The sequence below is a fragment of the Streptomyces sp. NPDC038280 genome, from assembly GCF_055600045.1.
Map to the genome: position 1 here is coordinate 211,589 of NZ_JBVJYZ010000002.1, position 21,494 is coordinate 233,082.

The 21,494-nt window shown below is 71.7% G+C and carries 18 protein-coding genes and 1 pseudogene; 12 read left to right on the forward strand and 7 right to left on the reverse strand.

What is annotated here, in order from left to right:
* Positions 1-12: 12 nt before the first annotated feature.
* Complete coding sequence (locus ACZ7J0_RS06045) at positions 13-942, forward strand: phosphatase PAP2 family protein (RefSeq protein WP_470884471.1); 930 nt, start codon at positions 13-15, stop codon at positions 940-942.
* Here the strand turns inward: ACZ7J0_RS06045 and ACZ7J0_RS06050 are convergent.
* Together ACZ7J0_RS06050 and ACZ7J0_RS06055 are read right to left on the reverse strand one after the other, a co-directional pair.
* A pseudogene (locus ACZ7J0_RS06050) lies at positions 926-1,343 on the reverse strand (amidohydrolase family protein); the annotation flags it as partial. The gene ACZ7J0_RS06045 and the pseudogene ACZ7J0_RS06050 overlap by 17 nt on opposite strands.
* Before the next feature lie 187 nt (positions 1,344-1,530).
* Complete coding sequence (locus ACZ7J0_RS06055; RefSeq protein WP_470884473.1) at positions 1,531-4,518, reverse strand: bifunctional [glutamine synthetase] adenylyltransferase/[glutamine synthetase]-adenylyl-L-tyrosine phosphorylase; 2,988 nt, start codon at positions 4,516-4,518, stop codon at positions 1,531-1,533.
* A 328-nt stretch (positions 4,519-4,846) separates the two neighbouring features.
* On the opposite strand from ACZ7J0_RS06055, the gene ACZ7J0_RS06060 reads away from it, so the two are divergent.
* The 3 genes from ACZ7J0_RS06060 (at position 4,847) to ACZ7J0_RS06070 (ending at position 8,048) form a co-directional block, all read left to right on the forward strand.
* Positions 4,847-7,006 (forward strand): PIG-L family deacetylase, encoded by a 2,160-nt coding sequence (locus ACZ7J0_RS06060; RefSeq protein WP_470884475.1) that lies wholly within the window; start codon positions 4,847-4,849, stop codon positions 7,004-7,006.
* Between the two features lie 76 nt (positions 7,007-7,082).
* Positions 7,083-7,583, forward strand: a complete 501-nt coding sequence (locus tag ACZ7J0_RS06065; protein WP_470884477.1) for a pyridoxamine 5'-phosphate oxidase family protein — start codon at positions 7,083-7,085, stop codon at positions 7,581-7,583.
* Between the two features lie 33 nt (positions 7,584-7,616).
* Entirely contained in the window at positions 7,617-8,048 is a 432-nt protein-coding gene (locus tag ACZ7J0_RS06070; RefSeq protein WP_470884478.1) for a VOC family protein, read from the forward strand.
* A gap of 7 nt (positions 8,049-8,055) precedes the next feature.
* Here the strand turns inward: ACZ7J0_RS06070 and ACZ7J0_RS06075 are convergent, their stop codons facing one another.
* Together ACZ7J0_RS06075 and ACZ7J0_RS06080 are read right to left on the reverse strand one after the other, a co-directional pair.
* Positions 8,056-8,562 (reverse strand): GNAT family N-acetyltransferase, encoded by a 507-nt coding sequence (locus ACZ7J0_RS06075; protein WP_470884480.1) that lies wholly within the window; start codon positions 8,560-8,562, stop codon positions 8,056-8,058.
* A gap of 127 nt (positions 8,563-8,689) precedes the next feature.
* Entirely contained in the window at positions 8,690-10,051 is a 1,362-nt protein-coding gene (locus ACZ7J0_RS06080) for a glutamine synthetase family protein (RefSeq protein WP_468705279.1), read from the reverse strand.
* Positions 10,052-10,272: 221 nt separating this feature from the next.
* Here ACZ7J0_RS06080 and ACZ7J0_RS06085 point away from each other — a divergent pair, with 221 nt between their 5' ends.
* The 4 genes from ACZ7J0_RS06085 to ACZ7J0_RS06100 all read left to right on the forward strand — a co-directional run bounded on the left by ACZ7J0_RS06085 (position 10,273) and on the right by ACZ7J0_RS06100 (position 12,652).
* Positions 10,273-10,677: a hypothetical protein gene (locus tag ACZ7J0_RS06085; protein WP_470884482.1), complete on the forward strand. Its 405-nt coding sequence runs from the start codon at positions 10,273-10,275 to the stop codon at positions 10,675-10,677.
* 66 nt (positions 10,678-10,743) lie between these two features.
* Positions 10,744-11,394 carry a DUF3105 domain-containing protein gene (locus tag ACZ7J0_RS06090; RefSeq protein ID WP_470885145.1) on the forward strand — a complete coding sequence of 217 codons (651 nt, stop codon included), beginning with the start codon at positions 10,744-10,746 and terminating at the stop codon, positions 11,392-11,394.
* A complete protein-coding gene (locus ACZ7J0_RS06095; protein ID WP_470884484.1) occupies positions 11,391-12,050 on the forward strand; it encodes a DUF305 domain-containing protein in 660 nt (219 codons plus the stop codon). The genes ACZ7J0_RS06090 and ACZ7J0_RS06095 overlap by 4 nt, the downstream gene beginning before the upstream one ends.
* 182 nt (positions 12,051-12,232) lie before the next feature.
* Entirely contained in the window at positions 12,233-12,652 is a 420-nt protein-coding gene (locus tag ACZ7J0_RS06100) for a CBS domain-containing protein (protein ID WP_470884485.1), read from the forward strand.
* Here the strand turns inward: ACZ7J0_RS06100 and ACZ7J0_RS06105 are convergent.
* Positions 12,615-13,511: an alpha/beta fold hydrolase gene (locus ACZ7J0_RS06105; RefSeq protein WP_470884486.1), complete on the reverse strand. Its 897-nt coding sequence runs from the start codon at positions 13,509-13,511 to the stop codon at positions 12,615-12,617. The two genes, ACZ7J0_RS06100 and ACZ7J0_RS06105, sit on opposite strands and share 38 nt — an antisense overlap.
* Before the next feature lie 202 nt (positions 13,512-13,713).
* On the opposite strand from ACZ7J0_RS06105, the gene ACZ7J0_RS06110 reads away from it, so the two are divergent.
* Positions 13,714-15,471 (forward strand): NAD+ synthase, encoded by a 1,758-nt coding sequence (locus tag ACZ7J0_RS06110; protein ID WP_470884488.1) that lies wholly within the window; start codon positions 13,714-13,716, stop codon positions 15,469-15,471.
* A 77-nt stretch (positions 15,472-15,548) separates the two neighbouring features.
* On the opposite strand, the gene ACZ7J0_RS06115 is transcribed toward ACZ7J0_RS06110, so the two are convergent.
* Positions 15,549-16,451: an endonuclease/exonuclease/phosphatase family protein gene (locus tag ACZ7J0_RS06115; protein ID WP_470885146.1), complete on the reverse strand. Its 903-nt coding sequence runs from the start codon at positions 16,449-16,451 to the stop codon at positions 15,549-15,551.
* 330 nt (positions 16,452-16,781) lie between these two features.
* The gene (locus ACZ7J0_RS06120; protein WP_470884490.1) at positions 16,782-18,374 is read right to left on the reverse strand and encodes an MFS transporter; all 1,593 of its coding nucleotides are present in this window, start codon (positions 18,372-18,374) and stop codon (positions 16,782-16,784) included.
* A gap of 210 nt (positions 18,375-18,584) precedes the next feature.
* On the opposite strand from ACZ7J0_RS06120, the gene panB reads away from it, so the two are divergent.
* The 3 genes from panB (at position 18,585) to ACZ7J0_RS06135 (ending at position 21,450) form a co-directional block, all read left to right on the forward strand.
* On the forward strand, positions 18,585-19,448 hold the full coding sequence (gene panB / locus ACZ7J0_RS06125; RefSeq protein ID WP_470884492.1) for a 3-methyl-2-oxobutanoate hydroxymethyltransferase: 864 nt from the start codon (positions 18,585-18,587) through the stop codon (positions 19,446-19,448).
* 155 nt (positions 19,449-19,603) lie between these two features.
* On the forward strand, positions 19,604-20,605 hold the full coding sequence (locus tag ACZ7J0_RS06130) for an ATP-binding cassette domain-containing protein (protein WP_470884494.1): 1,002 nt from the start codon (positions 19,604-19,606) through the stop codon (positions 20,603-20,605).
* Entirely contained in the window at positions 20,602-21,450 is an 849-nt protein-coding gene (locus tag ACZ7J0_RS06135) for an ABC transporter permease (RefSeq protein WP_470884495.1), read from the forward strand. Before ACZ7J0_RS06130 ends, ACZ7J0_RS06135 begins: the two co-directional genes overlap by 4 nt.
* Positions 21,451-21,494 lie beyond the last annotated feature (44 nt).

Below are 21,494 nucleotides of genomic sequence, written 5' to 3' on the forward strand. Positions count from 1 at the left end.
CAACCTTCTCCCATGGGTGAATCGACCGTGAGAACTCTGGAAGGCCGTACGGCCCCGCTGTCACCCATCGACGAGGTCGAAGGGCACGGCGACCGGCCGGACGACGACCGCTCCTCGTGGCTCAACCGGACCCGCTCCCCGCGCCGGCCGCGGATCTGGTTCGAGATCCTCCTGATCGCGGTCAGTTACTGGACGTACTCGCTCGTTCGCAACGCCGTTCCGGAGCAGAAGGCCGCGGCCCTGCGCAACGCCGACTGGATCTGGCAGGTGGAGCACTCCCTGGGGATGGCCGTCGAGCAGACGATCAACCATGCGGCGAACTCGGTCACATGGCTCATCGTGGGGATGAATTACTACTACGCCACGCTGCACTTCGTCGTGACGATCGGTGTCCTGGTGTGGCTCTACCGGTGGCATCCCGGCCGTTACGCGGCGACCCGTACCGTCCTCTTCGCCACCACCGGTGTGGCACTGCTCGGCTACTACCTGTACCCACTCGCGCCGCCCCGGTTGATGAACGGCGGGCAGTTCGTCGACACGGTGCTGGTCCACCACACCTGGGGCTCGATGGCCTCGGGCAACTTCAAGCACATGTCGAACCAGTACGCGGCGATGCCGTCGATGCACATCGGCTGGTCCACCTGGTGCGGACTGACGATCTTCGCACTGGCGTCGGCCCCCTGGGCGAGGATCCTGGGGCTGCTGTACCCCACCCTGACGCTGGTCGTGATCGTGGCCACGGCCAACCATTTCTGGCTGGACGCGGTGGGCGGCCTGATGTGTCTGTCCTTCGGGCTGCTCGTCTCCCGGCTCTGGTACGGCTCGCTGCCGCAGCGGCTGCCCAGGCTGGTGGGGCGCCGTCCGGCGACCGCCGTGCCGGCGGGTCCGCCCCCGGTGGCGGAGGCGGACCCCGAGGAGCGGAAGGTCAGCTCCAGAAGGTGACGCGGCCTCCGGCCATGGTCAGCCGCACCGGCGCGTTTTTCCGTCTCGTCGGCCGGCGCCTCGACCGGGTCGACGGTGAACGCGGCGAGATCGGCCCGGTAGCCGCTCGCGATCCGGCCCGCGGCCGGGCCTCTCCCCCGCCGCCAGGGCGGCGTGCGAGGTGCAGCCCCCCAGTGCCATGCGACCGGTGAGCCCCCGGCCCGCGGCCGCGGCGCCGCGCGGGCGATATGCGGTGGCGAGGACCTGACGCGCGTCGTAGTGGGCGATGGGCCAGTCGCAGCCGAGGGCGAGGTGGGCGCCGGCGTCGCGCAGGTCCCGGCAGCGCCAGGCCCGGCCGGCCGCTCGTCGCCCAGCCTCCTGGGCCATTCGTCGGTGTGGTCGGCGCGGGTGTACGCGGTGTGCTCGGCGCTCGACCTCGCGGCGCCCGAGCCGATGTGGGAGCTCCCCGACGAGAGCGCGCCCCCGCCTGGCCGAGGCCTGGCGGCGGTGGGCGCCCAATCGCGCGGACGCGGCGTTCGAGCCGGCCCTGGAGGCGTTCCTGGAGCACTGCCGGGGGCCGCGGGCCCGGCCCGCTCCACCGTGCGGCCCCTACGCCCCGTAGAACATCTCCTCCACCACCGCGCGGGCCCTGCGGGTGATCCGGCGGTAGTCGTCGACCATTTCCCCGACGTGTCCGGGGCCATACCCCAAGTACCGTCCCACTGCGGCCAGTTCACGGCCGTCGGAGGGGAAGGTGTCCCCCGGGCGGCCGCGCACCAGCATCACGCCGTTGCGCACGCGCGTCGCCAGGACCCACGCGTCGTCGAGGATCTGCGCGTCCTCCGTGGAGATCAACTCCGCCGCGTGGGCGGCCGCCAGAGCCTCCCGCGTCCCGGTCGTGCGCAGGCCGGGCTCCGCCCAGCCGTGCTGCATCTGGAGGAGCTGGACCGTCCATTCCACGTCGGACAGGCCGCCGCGCCCCAGCTTGGCGTGGAGGGTCGGGTCGGCGCCGCGCGGCAGCCGCTCGGTCTCCATCCGGGCCTTGAGGCGCCGGATCTCGCGCACGGCGTCGTCGCCGAGCCCCTCGGCCGGGTAGCGCAGCGGATCGATCAGATCGATGAAGCGGCCCGCGAGCTCGGAGTCGCCCGCCATCGGCTCGGCGCGCAGCAGGGCCTGGCTCTCCCAGACCAGGGACCAGCGGCGGTAGTAGGCCTCGTACGACTTGAGCGTACGGACCAGCGGACCGCTCTTGCCCTCCGGGCGCAGGTCGGCGTCGATGAGCAGCGGCGGGTCGGCCGTGGGCAGTTGGAGGAGCCTGCGCATCTCGGCCACCACCGTGTTGGCGGCCCGCGCGGCCTCCTGCTCGTCGACCCCCTCGCGCGGCTCGTGGACGAAGAGGACGTCGGCGTCGGAGCCGTAGCCCAGCTCGTGGCCGCCGAAGCGGCCCATGCCGATGACCGCGAAGCGGGTGGGCAGCTCGTCCCCCCACTCGCCGCGCACGGCGGCCCGCAGCGCGCCTGCGATGGTCGCGGCGTTCAGGTCGGTGACGGCGTTGCCGACCCGGTCGACGAGCGCGCCGGGGTCGCCCTCGGCGGGGCTGTCCTCGGTGCCGTACGAGCCGATGATGTCCGCCGCCGTCGTACGGAACAGCTCACGCCGTCGCACGCCGCGCACCGCCGCCACCGCCTGCTCGGCGTTGTCGGCGCGTCCGACGGCGGCCAGCACCTCCTGCTCCAGATGGTCGCGGCCGCGCGGCTTCAGCCCCTCGGGGTCGCCGAGGATCGCGACCGCCTCCGGGGCCCGCAGCAGCAGGTCGGGAGCGAGCCGCCCGGCGGACAGGACCCGCGCCAGGTTCTCGGCCGCGGCGCCCTCGTCGCGCAGCAGCCGCAGGTACCAGGGGGTCTTGCCGAGCGCGTCGGAGACCTTGCGGAATCCGAGGAGTCCGGCGTCCGGGTCGGCCGAGTCCGCGAACCAGCCGAGGAGCACCGGCAGCAGCGTCCGCTGGATCGCCGCCTTGCGGGTGACCCCGGAGGACAGGGCCTCCAGATGGCGCAGGGCGGCGGCCGGGTCGGCGTACCCCAGGGCCTCCAGTCGCTGCCCCGCCGCCTTGGGGCTCAGCCGAGTCTCGCCGGGGGCGAGCTGTGCGACGGCGTCGAGCAGCGGCCGGTAGAAGATCTTCTCGTGGAGCCTTCGGACCACGCCCGCGTGCCGCTTCCACTCCTTGGTGATCTCGGCGACCGGGTCGGTGCGCAGCCCCATCGAGCGGCCCAGCCGGCGCAGATCGGCCTCGCCCTCCGGGACCAGGTGGGTGCGGCGCAGCCGGTGGAGCTGGATGCGGTGTTCCATGGCGCGCAGGAAGCGGTACGCGTCGTCGAGCTGGGCCGCGTCCGCGCGGCCCACATAGCCGCCGGCGGCCAGCGCTCCGAGCGCGTCCAGGGTGGTGCCGCTGTGCAGGGTCGCGTCGCTGCGGCCGTGGACCAACTGCAGCAACTGGACGGCGAATTCGACGTCCCGCAGCCCACCCGGGCCGAGCTTCAGCTCCCGCTCGATCTGCGCGGCGGGGATGTTGTCGACGACCCTGCGGCGCATCTTCTGGACATCGGGGACGAAGTTCTCCCGCTCGGCGGCCTGCCAGACGAGCGGGGAGACCGCGTCGATGTAGGCGGCACCGAGCTCCTCGTCCCCGGCGACCGCCCGGGCCTTCAGGAGCGCCTGGAACTCCCAGGTCTTGGCCCACCGCTGGTAGTACGCGAGATGGCTGGACAGGGTCCGCACCAGCGGGCCGTTCCTGCCCTCGGGGCGCAGATTCGCGTCGACGGGCCAGATGGTCCCCTCGACGGTGGTCTCGGAGCAGATCCGCATCAGGTGGGAGGCGAGCCGGGTCGCGGCCTGCAGCGCCCTGCCCTCGTCCGCCCCGTCGGCCGGCTCACCGACGAAGATCACGTCGACGTCGGAGACGTAGTTGAGCTCATGGCCGCCGCACTTGCCCATCGCGATGACGGCGAGCCGGCACTGCGCCGCGTCGCCGGGGGCGGCGGCGCGGGCGATGGCGAGGGCCGCGCGCAGGGTGGCGGTGGCCAGGTCGGCGAGCTCGGCGGCGGCCTCGGCGACATCGGTGGTGCCGCAGACGTCCCTGGCCGCTATGGCCAGCAGGCAGCGGCGGTAGGCGACGCGCAGCGAGACTGCGTCGGTCGCCTCGGCGAGGCCCTGCTCGAACTCGGCGACACCGGGGTGCAGATCGGACGCCTCGTAGGTGACCAGCGCCCGCCAGTCGCGGGGGTGGCGGGCCAGATGGTCGCCGAGCGCCTCCGACGCGCCGAGGACGCCGAGGAGCCGGTCGCGCAGCGGTTTGGCGGCGATGAGCGTGGAGAGCAGGCTCTGCCGCTCGTCGGCGGGCTGCGCCTCGGCGAGCCGGACCAGGCCCCGCAGGGCGAGGTCGGGGTCGGCGGTGGCGCCGAGCGCGTCGAGGAGGACGGAGTCGTCACGGACGGCGGCCAGCTCGGGGGCGTCCAGGAGGCGTCCGGCGGCGGACGGGTCGGTGAAGCCGTGCCGCAGCAGGCGGGTGAAGGTACTGCTCCTGCGCCCCGGCACCGTCATCCCGTCGTCTCCCTCCGCGCCGGGTCCCGCTGCCCGGGGTCTCCGATCAAGGTCCAGGACCGAGCCTAGTCGCAGGTCCGCCCGTGGGCGGCGCGCCCCCCGGCGCCTCACGGACGAGGTCGCGCGACGAGGGGCGGGACGCGGGGGGTGACATACGCCATGTTCTTCGTGGTTCGTCCTCGATGAACCGTATTCATGGAAACGCCGTCTTCCCCCTCGCTCCACCCCGATCCGCCCTGCCCGGATCAGCGCTGCCCCGGTCCGCGCTGCCCGGATCAGCGCCGCCCCGATCCGGTCCGCCCCGGCCGCACACGAAAGCACCACGCCCATGCCCCCGAGCTTCCGTCGCTCCCCGCGCGGCCGGATACGCCCGCGCCGCTCCGCCCTCGTCGCCACGGCCGCCCTCACCGGACTGCTGGGCGCCACGGCCGGGACCCTCTGGTTCACCTCGACGTCCTCGGACGCCTCGGACGTGCCGAGCCGGGGCGTGCCGGTGGAGGCGGCGATGAAGCCGGTCCGTACGGCGGGCACGGCGGTGATGCAGGTCGTGGCCCACCCGGACGACGACCTGTTCTTCATGAACCCGGACACGAGCCACTCCATCCGGTCCGGCTCCACGCTCACGTCGGTCTATCTGACGGCGGGCGAGTCCGACGGCGTCAACGCCCGCAAGGACGACGCCCCCCAGCCCCGCGCGGACAAGGCGGCCTACTCGGAGGCCCGGCAGAACGGCATCCGCGCGGCCTACGCCGAAATGGCCACCGGCAACCGCACGAGCCCCTGGGACCGGACGGCCGTCCCGACCGAGGGCGGCGGCCTGGCCGAGCTGGACACCCTGCGGGCGAAGCCGCAGATCAGCCTGGTCTGGGTGCAGTTGCACGAGGCGGGCAGCATCAGCGGCGACCGGCCGGTGAGCCTCCACGGGCTGTGGGACGGCCGCATCGAGGCGCTCCCCTCCCAGCGCGCCGCCGGGACGCCGGTCCGCGAGGACTTCTCGTACACCCGGGAGCAAGTGGTCGACACGGTCACCGGCCTGCTGAAGCGCTTCCGGCCGACCTTCGTCCGGATGCAGGACCCGACGCCCGGGCGCAGCGCGACGACGGGACGGTACGCCGACCACCAGGACCACATGTACGGCGCGCGGTTCGCGCAGGCCGCACTCGCCCGGTACGCCGGGGAGACGGGCCGCCCGGCCTTCGGCGTCCAGAACTACCTCGGGTACTTCACCGGCGGCCTGCCCCACACCCTCGACGCGCGGTCGACCGAGGAGAAACTGCGCTCGCTCAGGACGTACGCCTGGATGGACCACACCGACTACTGCGAGGACGCGGCCGGCTGCGGCGACCGCAAGGTCGCGGCGCGGCCCGCCGGGCACGGCTGGGCGCAGTCGGTGCGCTACACGCGCGGCACCTCCACCTCCTGGGTGCAGCGCGGCGGCGACGGAACCCTGTGGGCGTTCTCGGTGCTCGACGGGCGGCTGGCGGTGTGGCGGAAGGCGGCGGGCGACCCCGGCGGTCTCCAGGAGAGCGCGTGGCACGGTCCCGAGCTGGGCGCGGGCGGGGGCCTGGACGCGGGAATCACGTCGGTACGGCTTCCGGACGGCCGGATCGCGGTGTTCGGCACCCGTACGACCCTCGGCGCCACGGCCCGGGAGTACCGCCGTGACGTGGTGACGGCGGTACAGCGCGGCGTGGGCGGGGCGTTCGGGCCGTGGCTCTCCCTGGGGACGCCGGAGCGCGACGACAGCAGCGGTACGTCCGACATCAGCGCCCCGGCCGTGACCGTGGACCCGGCGGGTCTGATGACCGTCCATCTGCGGGACGCCCACTACCGGCTCACCTCCAGGGCCCAGCGGGCGGACGGCGGCTGGTCGCCCTGGCGCACGGCCGGCGGGCAGAACGTGCACGGCGACCCGGTGGCCTCCACCGACGCGTCCGGCCGTGCCCATGTCTTCGCCAGCACGCCGAAGACGGTCCTGGCGTGGGCCCAGCAGAGGCCGGGCGGTCCGCTGACGGGCCCGGTCGCGACGGGGCTGCCGCCGACGACGCTCGCGCTGAGCGCCGCCCCGGACGACACGGCCGGCCCGGGCGAATCGGCACGTCCGGGCGGACCGGCGCCTTCGGGTCGGTCGGCGGACCGGGGCGCCGGACCCGCAGGCGGCGGGCGGGCGGACGGTGTGCGGCTGTGGTTCCGCAAGCCCGTCTCGGGCGACGTCCTCAGTGTCCGGTTCTCCGGCAGTGGTCTCCCCTCGCCGGTGACCGACCTGGCGAACCCGCTGGCCGGCTGGGGTCCGGTGAGCGGCGGCAAGGGACTGGTGGCGGTGCGCTCGCGCACCGGTGCACTGGCGACGACGCGTCCGGGCGGGGCCGCCCGGCCGCGGTGGGAGCAGGGGACGTTCCTCTTCTCGGGCGCGCCCGGCGGTGTGCCGGAGGGCGTCGGGGCGATCGGGCTGGACGGCCGGCTGCACTGGATCTCGTCGCGCCGATGAGTTCCGGGCCGTGGCACGGTCCTCATAGCGGCGGTACGGAAACGGCTCCGTGCCCCGATGCCGAGAGGACCGCGCCATGGACCCGCAGACCGCGTTGGATTCCCGTTACAGCGACCCCGCGGCGTCGCCCGCCCACTGGTCGGACGCGGCCGGGCGGCTCGCCGAGGCGGAGGTGTTCTGGCTGACGACCGTCCGCCCGGACGGCCGCCCGCACGTCACCCCGCTGATCGCCGTCTGGTCCGGGGGCGCGCTGCATTTCTGCACCGGCCCCGACGAGCGCAAGGCGAGGAATCTCGCGCACAATCGGGAGGTCGTCCTCACCACGGGCGCCAACACCCTCGGCGAGGGCTTCGACGTGGTGGTCGAGGGCGAGGCCGTGCGGGTGACGGACGAGAAGCGGCTGGCGGAGCTGGCCGGGGACTATGTCGCCAAGTACGGTCCGGACTGGACCTTCGACGTACGCGACGGCGCGTTCCAGGGCGACGGCGGCACGGCCCTGGTGTTCGCGGTCGCGCCCCGCACGGCCTTCGGCTTCGCCAAGGGCGAGTCGTTCGGCCAGACGCGCTGGACCTTCTGAACGGCGATCGCCCCGACTGCACGAGGAGAGACCATGAACTGGACGCTCGAAGTCATCCTGGTCCCCGTCACCGATCTGGACCGGTCGAAGGAGTTCTACGCCGACAGGATCGGCTTCAAGGTCGACCTCGACGACGAGGTCGCTCCCGGCATGCGCATCATCCAGCTCACTCCCCCGGGCTCGCGCTGTTCGATCGCGATGCTCGAGAACATGCCGGCGGCGCCCGGCACCAGGGTGATGGCCCCGGGCACCCTCCACGGTCTTCAGCTGTGCGTCACGGACATCGAGGCGGCGCGCGCGCAGTTGGTGGACCGGGGCGTGGACGTCAGTCCTGTCCGGCACGTCGGGGCAAGCGGCTGGGAGGACGGCAAGGGTGACACCTGGAACTCCTTCATGACCTTCGAGGACCCGGACGGCAACAGCTGGGTGGTCCAGGAGGCCCCCTCGGAGCTCTCCGCACGCTGAGCCGGCGTCAGAAGCGCGGGCTCCCTGCCCACTCGGCCCGGTAGTACCTCACCCGCTCGTCCTCCGCGACGACGCGCATGCCGGCGGCGGTCATCACGTGCTGCGAGGCGACGTTGTCCAGATCGGCGTCGCCCCTCACACAGGCGATCCCGCGCTCCCGCGCGAAGGCGAGCAGCGCCCGCAGGGCCTCGGAGGCGTACCCCTGACCGCGGACCTGCGGGATCATCCCGTACCCGATGGTGACGTGCCGCCGCGCGTCCGGAGCGCCGTGGAACCCGATCCCTCCTATGGCCCGTCCGTCGCCGCGCCGCCGTATCTCGTACGCCCCGAACGGCCGGGGATCGCCCAGCTCCTCACAGACCCGAAGGAACCCCCGCGCCCCGGCCACGTCCCCCTCGGCGGGATAGCCGACCGCCCACAGATCCCCGCTCCCGGGCTCCTGCCGCACGACACGGGCCGCCTCGGCGGGGGTGAGCGGGTGCAGGGTGAGACGTGCCGTCACAAGATCGTCCATGACAGCTGAGGTATCACGCACGCCGACCGCCCCGCAGGGCCTTTTCCCGCCAACGCCGACGGCCGCCGGCCGGTGCGACCGCACCGGAACCAACGGCCGTGGGCGGCAGGGCAGTAGCCCTGAGGGGCTACAGCACCGGCAGGTTCTTGCGCAGCTCGAAGGCAGTGACCTCCGAGCGGTACTCCTCCCACTCCTGCTTCTTGTTGCGCAGGAAGAAGTCGAAGACATGCTCGCCCAGCGTCTCGGCGACCAGTTCGCTGCGCTCCATCAGGTCGATCGCCTCGCCCAGGTTCTGCGGCAGCGGGGCGATGCCCATCGCGCGGCGTTCGGCGTCCGAGAGGGCCCAGACGTCGTCGTCGGCGCCCGCCGGGAGTTCGTAGCCCTCCTCGATGCCCTTGAGGCCCGCGGCGAGCAGGACCGCGTACGTCAGGTAGGGGTTCGCTCCGGAGTCGATCGAGCGGACCTCGACGCGGGACGAGCCGGTCTTGCCCGGCTTGTACATCGGGACACGGATGAGCGCCGAGCGGTTGTTGTGGCCCCAGCAGATGTACGAGGGGGCCTCGCCGCCCGAGCCGGCGGTGCGGGCCGAGCCGCCCCAGATGCGCTTGTAGGAGTTCACCCACTGGTTGGTGACGGCCGAGATCTCCGCTGCGTGCTTCAGCAGGCCCGCGATGAAGGAGCGGCCGACCTTGGAGAGCTGGTATTCGGCGCCGGACTCGTAGAAGGCGTTGCGGTCCCCCTCGAAGAGGGAGAGGTGGGTGTGCATGCCCGAGCCGGGGAACTCGCTGAACGGCTTCGGCATGAAGGTGGCCTGCACCCCCTGCTCCAGCGCCACCTGCTTCATGACGAGGCGGAACGTCATGATGTTGTCCGCGGTGGAGAGCGCGTCGGCGTAGCGCAGGTCGATCTCCTGCTGGCCGGGCGCTCCCTCGTGGTGGGAGAACTCGACGGAGATGCCCATCGACTCCAGCATGGTGATGGCCTGGCGGCGGAAGTCCATGCCCACGTTCTGCGGGGTGTGGTCGAAGTAGCCGGAGTTGTCGGCCGGGGTGGGCTTGGTCCCGTCGAGGGGCTTGTCCTTCAGGAGGAAGAACTCGATCTCGGGGTGGGTGTAGAAGGTGAAGCCCAGGTCCGAGGTCTTGGCCAGGATCCGCTTCAGGACGAAGCGCGGGTCGGCGAAGGACGGGGAGCCGTCGGGCATCAGGATGTCGCAGAACATCCGGGCCGTACCGGGGGCCTCGGCGCGCCACGGCAGGATCTGGAAGGTGCTCGGGTCCGGCTTGGCGATCATGTCGGACTCGTAGACGCGGGCGAAGCCCTCGATCGCCGAGCCGTCGAAGCCGATGCCCTCGTCGAAGGCCTGCTCCAGCTCGGCCGGCGCCACCGCCACCGACTTCAGGAAGCCGAGCACGTCGGTGAACCACAGGCGCACGAACCGGATGTCGCGCTCCTCGAGCGTGCGGAGCACAAATTCCTGCTGCTTGTCCATGTCTACGTTCCTACCCATCCTTGCTGGTCAGGCCGCCTGTCCCACCGCCACGCACACACCGGGGGGCCCATGAGCATCCCACCACACGGTTTCGTCCAGGTTGCGGACCCATACTGCCTGCTCAGGTGTGGCGCATGTAATGGCCGCCCCCCGCCAATTCCCGGCCACGATCCTCACCCGTCTGGCGTACGCCGGGGGTACGCCCATTACGATCGGCCCCCATGGGGGGCCTGCGGCTGATACGCACTTCGCGCACGGCGCGTCCCGTGGCGCTGGTGAGCGCCATGGCGACGCTGCTCGCCGCGCTCCTGCTGTGCCTGAGCGCCACCGAGGCCGCCGCCGGGGAGGCTCCGCACCACGGGATGCCCGGCCCCTTCCCGGCCGCCGCGACCGGTCCGGCGCAGGCCGGTTCGACCTCCTACGTCTGTCCGTACGACAGGGGTGACTGCGGCCTCTTCCCGTCGCTCAGCCCCGCCGTTCTCACCGCTCCTCCCCTCGATCCGCCGCTCCATGCGGACGGGCGGCTGCCGCGCCTCGCCCCCGCGCACGGCGGCGGGGGGCCGGTCCTCGTGGGCGCCCGGCCCCGGGCGCCGGATCTTCACGTCCTTCAGGTCCTGCGGACATAGCCGGGCCACGCCCGCAGCCGCCCGTACATGCCCGTCCAGCCCTTTCCGAACATGAAGGACACCACCATGGCCGCCAACCGCAACGTCACCTCCGACCGCCGCGCCCGAATAGAGGAGATGCGCCGCGCCGAGAAGTCCCGCGAGCGCCGCAACAACATCATCATCTACAGCCTCAGCGGCGTCCTAGTGGCGGGCCTCGTCGGCTTCGGCGCCTACGTGATCAACAACCAGTCGGAGAAGAAGCAGAAGGAAGAGACGGTGGCGAAGGCGCCCATCAAGGACGAGAAGTCCTGGGACGCCAAGAAGCTGGGCCGCAACCACGTCACCCAGGCCGTCACCTACCCGATGAAGCCCCCGGTCGGCGGCGACCACCACCCGACGTGGATGAACTGCGACGGCGACGTCTACAAGGACAAGATTCCCGAGGTGAACGCCGTGCACTCGCTGGAGCACGGCGCGGTCTGGGTGACGTACAACGACAAGGCCCCGCAGGCCGACGTGAAGAAGCTCGCCGCGAAGGTCGACAAGACGCCGTACACGCTGATGAGCCCGGTCAAGGACCAGACCGGGGCCATCATGTTGAGCGCCTGGGGCAAGCAGGTCACGGTGGACAGCGCCGACGACCCGCGCGTCAACGCCTTCTTCACGAAGTACGTCCAGGGCCCGCAGACCCCTGAGCCCGGCGCCGCGTGCACGCAGGGAATGGGCGCCCAGTGACCCGTACCCACTGGGCGGCGGTCACGGCGGTCGTGCTGGCGCTGCTGTTCGCCGGGGCCGCGACGGTCACCTCGGCGCAGCGCGACGAGCCGAAGGCCGCCGCTCCGGCGGGGGACTCGGCGGACGCCGGGTTCGCCCGCGACATGTCGGTGCATCACCAGCAGGCGGTCGAGATGTCCTTCATCGTGCGGGACCGCACGGACGACGAGGAGGTGCGCCGCCTCGCCTACGACATCGCCAACACCCAGGCCAACCAGCGCGGCATGATGCTGGGCTGGCTGGACATGTGGAGCCTGCCGAAGGTCTCGCCGGACAGCGAGCCGATGGCCTGGATGGGCATGGGCGGCGGCCACGGCGGTCATGGCGGCGCGGGCGCGCAGGACGTCTCCGCGGACGGCGCGCTGATGCCCGGCATGGCGACCAGGACCGAGCTGGACCGGCTGCGCGAGGCACGCGGCGAGCAGGCCGAGATCCTGTACCTGCAGCTGATGACCGACCATCACAAGGGCGGGGTGCACATGGCGCGCGGCTGCGCGGACAAGTGCGCCGTCGGTGTGGAGCGCAAGCTGGCCCAGGGCATGGTCGAGGCCCAGGAGTCGGAGATCCTGCTGATGGCGGATCTGCTCCAGCGGCGCGGCGCGAAGCCGCGCGGCTGAGGTCCGGCGACGACTGACGGAGGGTGACGGCCGCCGTGGGTGCCCAGCGCTCCCGGCGGCCTTCGCCGTCCGTGGGGCGCCCCACGGGGGCCGCGCCCCGGCCAGCGGTCGCGTGCACCCGCACGACGGACGATGATGGATGCGCTCGGGGACGTACGACGCCCTACGGAGGTACGCACCCCATGACTACCGCGAAAGACATCATGCACCCGGGCGCCCAGTGGATCCCCCGGCACGAGACCCTGGACCGTGCCGCGCAGTTGATGAGGGATCTCAACGTGGGCGCCCTGCCCATCGCCGACGAGGACGAACGGCTCTGCGGCATCATCACCGACCGTGACATCGTCGTCGGCTGTGTGGCCGAGGGCCGTGACCCGGCAAGGATCACCTGCGGTGAGATGGCCAAGGGGACGCCGCGCTGGATCGAGGCGAGTTCCGACATCAGCGAGGTGCTGGAGGAGATGGAGAGCCACCAGATCAAGCGCCTGCCGGTGATCGAGAACAAGCGGCTGGTCGGGATGATCAGCGAGGCGGATCTCGCCCAGCATCTGTCGGACGAGCAGATCAAGGAGTTCGTCGAGAAGGTCTACGCGATTCCGTGAGCGCGGGTGAGCGGTGGGGCCGTTCGGTCCCCGGCTCCTGAGCGAGGATCGCCTCCGCGACCGCGTCGGGGCGGTCCAGCATCATCAGATGACCCGACGGTTCGACCGCCTCGAAGCGGGCGCCGAGCCGTCGGGCCAGTGCGTACTGGCGGCGGGCCCAGCGGCGTGATCCGTCGGGCGCCGCGAGGACCGTGACGGGAAGGTCTTCAAGCAGCGGGTGGCGCTCGCGCAGGGCAAGGAGCTCGGCGGCGACCGCACGGTAGTGGGTGTTCTCGAGGAGGGCGCCGCGCATCACCCGTGAGGTCGCGTAGCAGCGGCGTACGAGGTCGGCGGGGGCCGGGTCGCCTCCTCCGGCGCGGGAGAGCCGGACCGTGGCGCGCCGGGTGAGCGGGCCGAGCGCGGCGGGCGCGCCGACGGCGGTGAGGGCCCTGCCCAGACCGCGGGCGAGGGCCGTGCGTACGGCGGGTGCGGCCGGGACGCGCGCGTGCTCCTCGATGGACGTGTCGACCAGGACGATCCCGGCCGCCCGGTCCGGGTGGAGGCGGCCGAACGCCTCGGCGTGGAAGCCGGCGATGGAGTGCCCGACGACGGTGGCCCTGCCGGGCAGGGCCAGCGCGTCGAGGAGCGCGGCGATGCGGTCGGCCTCCCCGACGGCGGTCGGGGGTACGGCGGCGGGAGCGGACAGGCCGTGGCCCGGCCGGTCGAAGCGGACGACGGTGCGGTGAGGTGCGAGCAGCGGCACGACGGGGTCCCAGTCGAACCAGCTCATGGCGAGCCCGGCGCTCAGCACGCAGACCGGGCCGCTGCCCTCGACGACGACGTGGTGGCCGACGCCCGCGACCCGTACGAACACGCTCAACGTTTCTCCCGGGGCCGGATTGCGGGGTGCCTCGGCCAGCCTGCCACGCCGGGGGCCTCGGGCGCCGCCCGGCCCCCACCGCGGCCGTGGCGGGCGGTCACGGCCCCCGCGGCCCCGCACCGCCGTGCGCGCCCCATGACGCGGGAGACCCCCACACGTCGCCACCGGGACATCGCGTCGCTCTGACGATTACACTGGCCGGGTGCCTCAACTACGCCTCGCTCTGAATCAGATCGACTCGACCGTCGGTGATCTCGCCGGCAACGCCGAGGCGATCGTGCACTGGACCCGGCACTCCGCCGAGCAGGGGGCGCATCTCGTCGCCTTCCCGGAGATGGTGCTGACCGGATACCCCGTCGAGGACCTGGCCCTGCGGTCGTCCTTCGTCGAGGCGTCCCGGGCCGCGCTGCGCGCGCTCGCCGAGCGCCTGGACGCCGAGGGCTTCGGGGAACTCCCGGTGATCGTCGGCTATCTGGACCGTTCCGAGAGGGCCCGGCCGAAGTACGGCCAGCCGGCCGGTTCCCCGCAGAACGCGGCGGCCGTGCTGCACCGCGGCGAGGTGGTCCTGAGCTTCGCCAAGCACCACCTTCCCAACTACGGCGTCTTCGACGAGTTCCGGTACTTCGTCCCGGGCGACACCATGCCGGTGATCCGGGTCCACGGCGTCGATGTCGCGCTCGCCATCTGCGAGGACCTCTGGCAGGACGGCGGCCGGGTCCCGGCCACCCGGTCCGCCGGGGCCGGGCTGCTGGTCTCCATCAACGCCTCGCCGTACGAGCAGAACAAGGACGACACCCGGCTGGAGCTGGTGCGCAAGCGCGCCCAGGAGGCCGGCTGCACCCTCGCGTACCTGGCGATGATCGGTGGCCAGGACGAGCTGGTCTTCGACGGCGACTCGATCGTCGTCGACCGTGACGGCGAGGTCGTGGCGCGCGCCCCGCAGTTCTCCGAGGGCAGTGTGGTCCTCGACCTCGACCTTCCGGCGGCGGCCGCCGAGCCGGTGACGGGTGTCGTCGACGACGGGCTGCGCATCGAGCGGGTGATCCTTTCCGAGGAGCCGCTGCCCGCGTACGCGCCGGAGCTGACCGGGGGCTACGCGGACCGGCTCGACGACGACGAGGAGGTGTACTCGGCGTTGGTCGTGGGCCTGCGGGCGTACGTGGCCAAGAACGGCCTGCGTTCCGTGCTCATCGGCCTGTCCGGCGGTATCGACTCGGCGCTGGTCGCGGCGATCGCCTGCGACGCGCTCGGCGCGCGGAACGTGTACGGCGTCTCGATGCCGTCGAAGTACTCCTCCGACCACTCCAAGGGCGACGCGGCGGATCTGGCGAACCGGACGGGCCTGCACTTCCGCACCGTCGCGATCGAGCCGATGTTCGACGCCTATATGGAGGCGCTGGGCCTGACCGGACTCGCCGAGGAGAACCTCCAGTCGCGGTTGCGCGGCACGATGCTGATGGCCATCTCCAACCAGGAGGGTCACATCGTCCTCGCTCCGGGCAACAAGTCCGAGCTCGCGGTGGGCTATTCGACGCTCTACGGCGACTCGGTCGGCGCGTACGGCCCGATCAAGGACGTCTACAAGACCTCGGTCTTCCGCCTCGCGCGGTGGCGCAACCGCGCGGCCGAGGAGCGCGGCCAGACCCCGCCGATCCCCGAGAACTCCCTCTCCAAGCCTCCGAGCGCCGAGCTGCGCCCCGGCCAGGTCGACACCGACTCGCTGCCGGACTACGACGTCCTGGACAGGCTGTTGGCGATGTACGTCGACCGGGACCAGGGCAAGGACGCGATCATCGCGGCCGGGTTCGACGAGGAGCTGGTGACCCGGACGCTGCGGCTGGTGGACCTGGCCGAGTACAAGCGGCGCCAGTACCCGCCGGGCACGAAGATCTCGGCGAAGGGCTTCGGCAAGGACCGCCGCCTGCCGATCACCAACCGCTGGCGGGAGACGACGGGCTGACGCCGGCTCCGGCCCCGCGGACAGGAAGAGGGGCTTCCCGCACATGGCGGGAAGCCCCTCTTCCTACCGGGCAGGTGTCAGAGCCGCACCCGGGCCGCGATCGGCAGATGGTCGCTGCCGGTCCGGGCGAGCGTCCAGGAGGAGACGGGTTCGACGCCCTTCACCATGATCTGGTCGATGCGGGCCATGGGGAACGACGCGGGCCAGCTGAAGCCGAAGCCGTCGCCCGCCGCGCCCTGGGTGGAGCGCATCTGGGAGGTGACCGCCTTGAGGGAGCGGTCGTTCATCGTGCCGTTGAGGTCGCCGAGCAGGACGACCCGGTTCAGCGGCTCGTGGGCGATGGCCTCGCCGAGCTCGTCGGCGCTGTTGTCGCGCTGGTTGGCGGTGAAGCCGGCGTGCAGCTTGACCCGCACGGACGGCAGATGGGCCACGTAGACGGCGACCTCGCCGCGGGGGGTCGTCACCGTGGCGCGCATCGCGCGGGTCCAGCCCATGCGGATGTCGACGGGGCGGTCGTCGCTCAGCGGGTACTTGCTCCACAGGCCGACCGTGCCCTCCACGGAGTGGTACCGGTAGGCATCGGCCAGCGCCTTCTCGTAGACCGGGACCATGTCGGCCTTGAGCTCCTCCAGGGCCACCACGTCCGCGCCGGACCCCGCGACCTGACGGGCCGTGCCCTGCGGGTCGGGATTGTCGGCGTTGACGTTGTGGGTGGCGACGGTGAGGTCGCCGCCGGTGGCCGACTTGTCGGTGACCAGCCCGCCGAAGAGGTTGAGCCAGACGACCGACGGGAGGAGCAGGGCGATCAGCGCGGTGGCCGACCGCCGCAGGAGGGCGACGACGAGCAGCACCGGGACGAGGAGACCGAGCCAGGGCAGGAACGTCTCGGTGAGGCTGCCCAGGTTGCCGATCCTGTTCGGGATCTGGGCGTGGAACACCATGGTGAGGGTGAGCAGTACGGCGAGGGCGGCCGGCACCATGCCCCGGCGCCAGATGCCGGGGTCGCGGCGCCACCGGTCCAGGACCGTCCGGAAGCGGGATCCGGAACGCTGGTCCTGCGCGCCGCCGCGTCCGGTCTCCGTCATCTCCACCCGAGCCATACCGCTGTCCTCACTGCCTTGCCGTGCTCACCGTCCCGGGATCGACACTAGGCGATCAGGGGACGGCCGTACTGCCACGAGGACGAGGAAGCGGCACGGCGGGTTCCTGCAGGTGGCGGGTGGGCAACGGCTGTGACAGAACGCGCACAATCGGGCGGCTTCGAGCATTCTCGAACAACGACGCGTTCGCTCGTCCTCGCTCCCTCCGCCCTATGACCGTACGGATTCCCGCGCCTCCCCCGCCCCCTCGTCCGCCGGGCCGTGCGGCAGCGTCCGGTGTGCGGGCAGGAAGAGCGCCACGACACCCGCGCCGATCACGGCGACGGCCACCGAGCCGAGCGCGGTGACGTGTATGGCGTCGAGGAAGGCGTCGTACGCGGGGGTGATCAGCGGCTCGCCCTCCGGTCCGAGCCGCTCCGCGGCGGCGAGGGTCGCCTCGATGGACTCGCCCGCCGCCGTACGCTCCCCGGGCGGCAGCGCCGCGGCACGGTCGAGAGTCCCCTCGATCCTGCCCCGGTACACGGTGGAGAGCACCGACCCCAGGACGGCGACGCCCAGCGCGCCGCCGACCTGGCGGAAGGTGTTGCTGATGGCCGAGCCCGAGCCGGCCTTCTCCCGGGGCACCGACTGCATCACGGAGACGGTCACCGGGGGCAGGACGTGGGCCATTCCGGCGCCCTGCACGAAGAAGACGATCTCCATCGTCCACACCGGTGTCGAGGCGTCGAAGAAGGCGAAGGAACCGAGGCCGGCGGCCACCATGAGCATGCCGGCCGTGCAGACGACGCGGGCCCCGAACCGCTTCACGACCAGCCGGGCCCGGGGCGCGAACGCCATCTGGGCGACGGCCAGCGGCAGGATCATCAAGCCCGCCTGGAGAGCGCTGAAGCCGCGGACGCTCTGCATGTAGAAGGCGGAGAAGAAGGTCACGCCCATCATCGCGAAGAAGACGAGCGCGATGGCGGCGATCGCCGCGGAGAAGGCCGGCTTCCTGAAGTACGAGAAGTCCAGGGCGGGCTGGTCGCGGCGCCGCTCGTACAGGACGAAGCCGGTGAGGACGGCCAGGCCCCCGACGAGCGGGACCACCACGCCGGGCCCGGTGAAGTCGGCGAGCTCGCCGCCGCGGATGATGCCGTACACGAGCAGGACGAGCCCGATCACGGACAGCACCACGCCCACCGGATCCAGCCGTCCCGGCTCGGGATCCCGGGAGTCCGGAACGATCAGCACCATCGCCACCAGGGCGACGAGGACGACCGGCACATTGATCAGGAAGACCGAGCCCCACCAGAAGTGCTCCAGCAGGACGCCGCCGGTCACGGGGCCGATCGCGATGCCGATGCCGACACCGGTCGCCCAGACGCCCATCGCCTTGGGCTGCTCGGCGCGCTCGAAGACGTTCATGATGACGGCGAGTGTGGCGGGCATCACGAAGGCGGCGCCGAAGCCCATCACCGCGCGATAGGCGACGAGCTCCGTGGGCGATCCGGACAGGGCGGCCAGCGCGGAGCCGGCACCGAAGACGACGAGGCCGAAGAGCAGCACCTTCTTGCGGCCGAGGCGGTCGCCGAGCAGCCCCGAGGTGAAGAGCAGCCCGGCGAAGACGAGGGTGTAGGCGTTGATCGCCCACTCCAGCTCGCTCTGGGTCGCGCCGACACCGGTGGGGGCCGGGGCGGCGATCGTCTTCACCGCCACGTTCAGGATCGAGTTGTCCAGCACGACAATGAGCAGGCTGAGCATCAGGACGCCGAGGATGGCCCAGCGCCTGCGGTGCACCGCCTCCGGGACGGTTGTGTGTGGCATGCCGGGCAGCGTAGGGATTTTTCGATACGGGGCCGTCTCGTCTCGCCTGTGTCGGGAAGGAAACACCGCGTTACCGGCGGGTGGACGCCGCCGTGTGAGTTACCGCCGTATGAACAGACCCACTTCCGCCGACGCGGCACGAGGTGCCACCATGGATGCGGTCCGGGGACGCCGTAAGGGCGCCTCGAGATGACGAAGGAGCCGTTTCCCATGACGCTTCAGGCTGCCCAGAAGCAGTCCGCCGACAGCAGCAAGGCGCTGTACGGCGGCACGGGCACTCGCCGCATCACCGTCCACGACATCGCCCGCGCCAAGGAGCACGGCGAGAAGTGGCCCATGCTGACCGCTTACGACGCGATGACCGCGTCCGTCTTCGACGAGGCCGGGATCCCGGTCCTGCTCGTCGGCGACTCCATGGGCAACTGTCATCTCGGTTACGACACCACCGTGCCCGTCACGATGGACGAGATGACGCTGCTGTCGGCCGCCGTCGTCCGGGGCACCAGCCGCGCCCTGATCGTCGGCGACCTGCCCTTCGGTTCGTACCAGGAGGGCCCGGTCCAGGCCCTGCGCAACGCCACCCGGCTGGTCAAGGACGCGGGTGTCGGCGCGATCAAGCTGGAGGGCGGCGAGCGCTCACTGCCGCAGACCGAGCTGCTGGTCCAGGCCGGCATCCCCGTGATGTCCCACCTCGGTCTGACACCGCAGTCCGTCAACACCATGGGCTACCGCGTGCAGGGCCGCAGCGACGAGGCCGCCCACCGGCTGCTCAGCGACGCGAAGGCGGCGCAGGACGCGGGCGCGTTCGCGCTCGTCCTGGAGCTGGTCCCGGCCGAGCTGGCCGCCGAGGTCACCCGTTCCCTGCACATCCCGACCATCGGCATCGGCGCCGGCCCCGACACCGACGCCCAGGTCCTCGTCTGGACCGACATGGCCGGTCTCACCGGCGGCAAGGTGCCGCGCTTCACCAAGCAGTACGCGAACCTGCGGGCGACACTCGGTGACGCGGCCCGCGCGTTCGCCGACGACGTGGCCGGCTCCGCGTTCCCGGCCGAGGAGCACACCTTCCACTAGTCCGCTCCCGGCACCCCGTAGCCACTGCGGCACAGACGACAGCCCGCCGACATCCCCCATCGGCGGGCTGTCGGTCGTCCGGCGGGAGGTGTCGGCGCCCGCTGTCAGGGGGCTGTCGGTGATCTGTCGGTGATCTGTCAGTGGCGCCTGGTCCCATGGTGGACATGACGCGATCCGACACCAACGCCGTCGAGGTACGAGGCCTCGTGAAGCACTACGGCGAGACGAAGGCCCTGGACGGGGTCGACCTCGATGTACGCGAAGGCACCGTCCTCGGTGTCCTCGGCCCGAACGGCGCCGGCAAGACGACCCTTGTCCGCTGCCTGTCCACCCTGGTGGCCCCCGACGCCGGCACCGCCGTCGTCGCCGGCTACGACGTGGTGAAGCAGCCCCGGCAGCTCCGCCGCACCATCGGCCTCACCGGCCAGTACGCCTCGGTCGACGAGAAGCTCTCCGGCTGGGAGAACCTCTACATGATCGGCCGGCTGCTCGATCTGTCCCGCAAGGACGCCCGCCGCCGTTCCGACGAGATGCTGGAGCGCTTCTCGCTCACCGAGGCGGCCAAGCGCCCGGCCATGACCTACTCCGGCGGTATGCGGCGCCGCCTCGACCTCGCCGCCTCCATGATCGGGCAGCCCGCCGTCCTGTACCTGGACGAGCCGACGACCGGCCTCGACCCCCGGACCCGCAACGAGGTCTGGGACGAGGTCCAGCGCATGGTCTCCGAGGGGGCGACCGTCCTGCTCACCACCCAGTACATGGAGGAGGCCGAGCAGCTCGCGAGCGAGCTCACGGTCATCGACCGGGGCCGGGTCATCGCCCAGGGCAAGGTCGACGAGCTGAAGGCCAAGGTCGGCGGCCGCACCCTGCAGATCCGCCCGGTCGACCCGGCGCAGCTGCCCGCGATGGCACGCGCGCTCCGGGAGTCCGGCCTGGACGGCATCGCGGGCTCCACCGTGGTGCCCGACGAGGGCGTGCTGTACGTCCCGATTCTCAGCGACGGCCAACTCACCGCCGTCATCGGCCTGCTGGGCGCGCGTGGCTTCGGCATCGCGCACATCGGCACCCATCTGCCCAGTCTGGACGAAGTGTTCCTCGCCCTCACCGGCGAGAAGACGTCCCTGTCCGACACGATCCCCGAGGAGGTCGCCGCATGAGCAGCGCACTTGTCAACGCTCCCGCCCCCGTCAAGCGCTCCCCCGGTTCGCCGGCCTCCGCCTCCGAGGGCCGGATAGGGCTGCGGGCCAATGTTCGCCACATCGGCGCCCTGGTGCGCCGCAACGCCCTGCAGATCAAGCAGGACCCGGAGTCGATGTTCGACGCCGTCCTGATGCCGGTCATCTTCATCCTGCTGTTCGTCTATGTCTTCGGCGGCGCGATCGCCGGCAAGGGCAACAACCAGGAATACGTGAACTACGTGGTTCCCGGCCTGATGGCGATGATGGGCATGAACATCGCCATGGCCGTGGGAACCGGCATCAACGACGACTTCAAGAAGGGGGTGATGGACCGGTTCCGGACGATGCCGATCGCCCGGTCGTCCGTCCTCATCGCGAAGATCGTCGTCGAGGTCGGCCGGATGCTGATCGCCACCTCGATCCTGCTGGCCATGGGCTTTCTGCTCGGTCTGGAGATCAAGACGTCCGTCCTGGATCTCCTCGCCGCCGTCGGTCTCTCGATGGTGTTCGGCGCCTCGCTGATGTGGATCTTCATTCTGCTCGGGCTCACCATGAAGACGGCCCAGGCCGTCCAGGGAGTGGCCATGATCGTCCTGATGCCGCTGCAGTTCGGCTCCTCGATCTTCGCCCCGCCCACCTCGATGCCGGGCTGGCTGGAGACCTTCACGGACTACAACCCGCTGTCCAACCTCGCCGACGCGGCCCGGGCGATGATCAATGGCACACCGGTCGGCCACTCGGTGTGGATGACGCTGGGCTGGTCGGTGGTGATCACCGTGGTCACGGCTCCGCTCGCGGTCGCCAAGTTCCGCAAGAAGACCTGACGCACGGACCCCGGCCCGCGCATACCCCCGCGGATCCCGGCACA

Excerpts from the sequence above, each read along its gene's own strand:
- ACZ7J0_RS06045 (WP_470884471.1), top strand. The coding sequence starts at position 13 with ATGGGTGAATCGACCGTGAGAACTCTGGAAGGCCGTACGGCCCCGCTG.
- ACZ7J0_RS06055 (WP_470884473.1), bottom strand. The coding sequence starts at position 4,518 with ATGACGGTGCCGGGGCGCAGGAGCAGTACCTTCACCCGCCTGCTGCGG.
- ACZ7J0_RS06060 (WP_470884475.1), top strand. The coding sequence starts at position 4,847 with ATGCCCCCGAGCTTCCGTCGCTCCCCGCGCGGCCGGATACGCCCGCGC.
- ACZ7J0_RS06065 (WP_470884477.1), top strand. The coding sequence starts at position 7,083 with ATGGACCCGCAGACCGCGTTGGATTCCCGTTACAGCGACCCCGCGGCG.
- ACZ7J0_RS06070 (WP_470884478.1), top strand. The coding sequence starts at position 7,617 with ATGAACTGGACGCTCGAAGTCATCCTGGTCCCCGTCACCGATCTGGAC.
- ACZ7J0_RS06075 (WP_470884480.1), bottom strand. The coding sequence starts at position 8,562 with ATGGACGATCTTGTGACGGCACGTCTCACCCTGCACCCGCTCACCCCC.
- ACZ7J0_RS06080 (WP_468705279.1), bottom strand. The coding sequence starts at position 10,051 with ATGGACAAGCAGCAGGAATTTGTGCTCCGCACGCTCGAGGAGCGCGAC.
- ACZ7J0_RS06085 (WP_470884482.1), top strand. The coding sequence starts at position 10,273 with ATGGGGGGCCTGCGGCTGATACGCACTTCGCGCACGGCGCGTCCCGTG.
- ACZ7J0_RS06090 (WP_470885145.1), top strand. The coding sequence starts at position 10,744 with ATGGCCGCCAACCGCAACGTCACCTCCGACCGCCGCGCCCGAATAGAG.
- ACZ7J0_RS06100 (WP_470884485.1), top strand. The coding sequence starts at position 12,233 with ATGACTACCGCGAAAGACATCATGCACCCGGGCGCCCAGTGGATCCCC.
- ACZ7J0_RS06115 (WP_470885146.1), bottom strand. The coding sequence starts at position 16,451 with ATGGTGCCGGCCGCCCTCGCCGTACTGCTCACCCTCACCATGGTGTTC.
- ACZ7J0_RS06120 (WP_470884490.1), bottom strand. The coding sequence starts at position 18,374 with ATGCCACACACAACCGTCCCGGAGGCGGTGCACCGCAGGCGCTGGGCC.
- panB (WP_470884492.1), top strand. The coding sequence starts at position 18,585 with ATGACGCTTCAGGCTGCCCAGAAGCAGTCCGCCGACAGCAGCAAGGCG.
- ACZ7J0_RS06130 (WP_470884494.1), top strand. The coding sequence starts at position 19,604 with ATGGTGGACATGACGCGATCCGACACCAACGCCGTCGAGGTACGAGGC.
- ACZ7J0_RS06135 (WP_470884495.1), top strand. The coding sequence starts at position 20,602 with ATGAGCAGCGCACTTGTCAACGCTCCCGCCCCCGTCAAGCGCTCCCCC.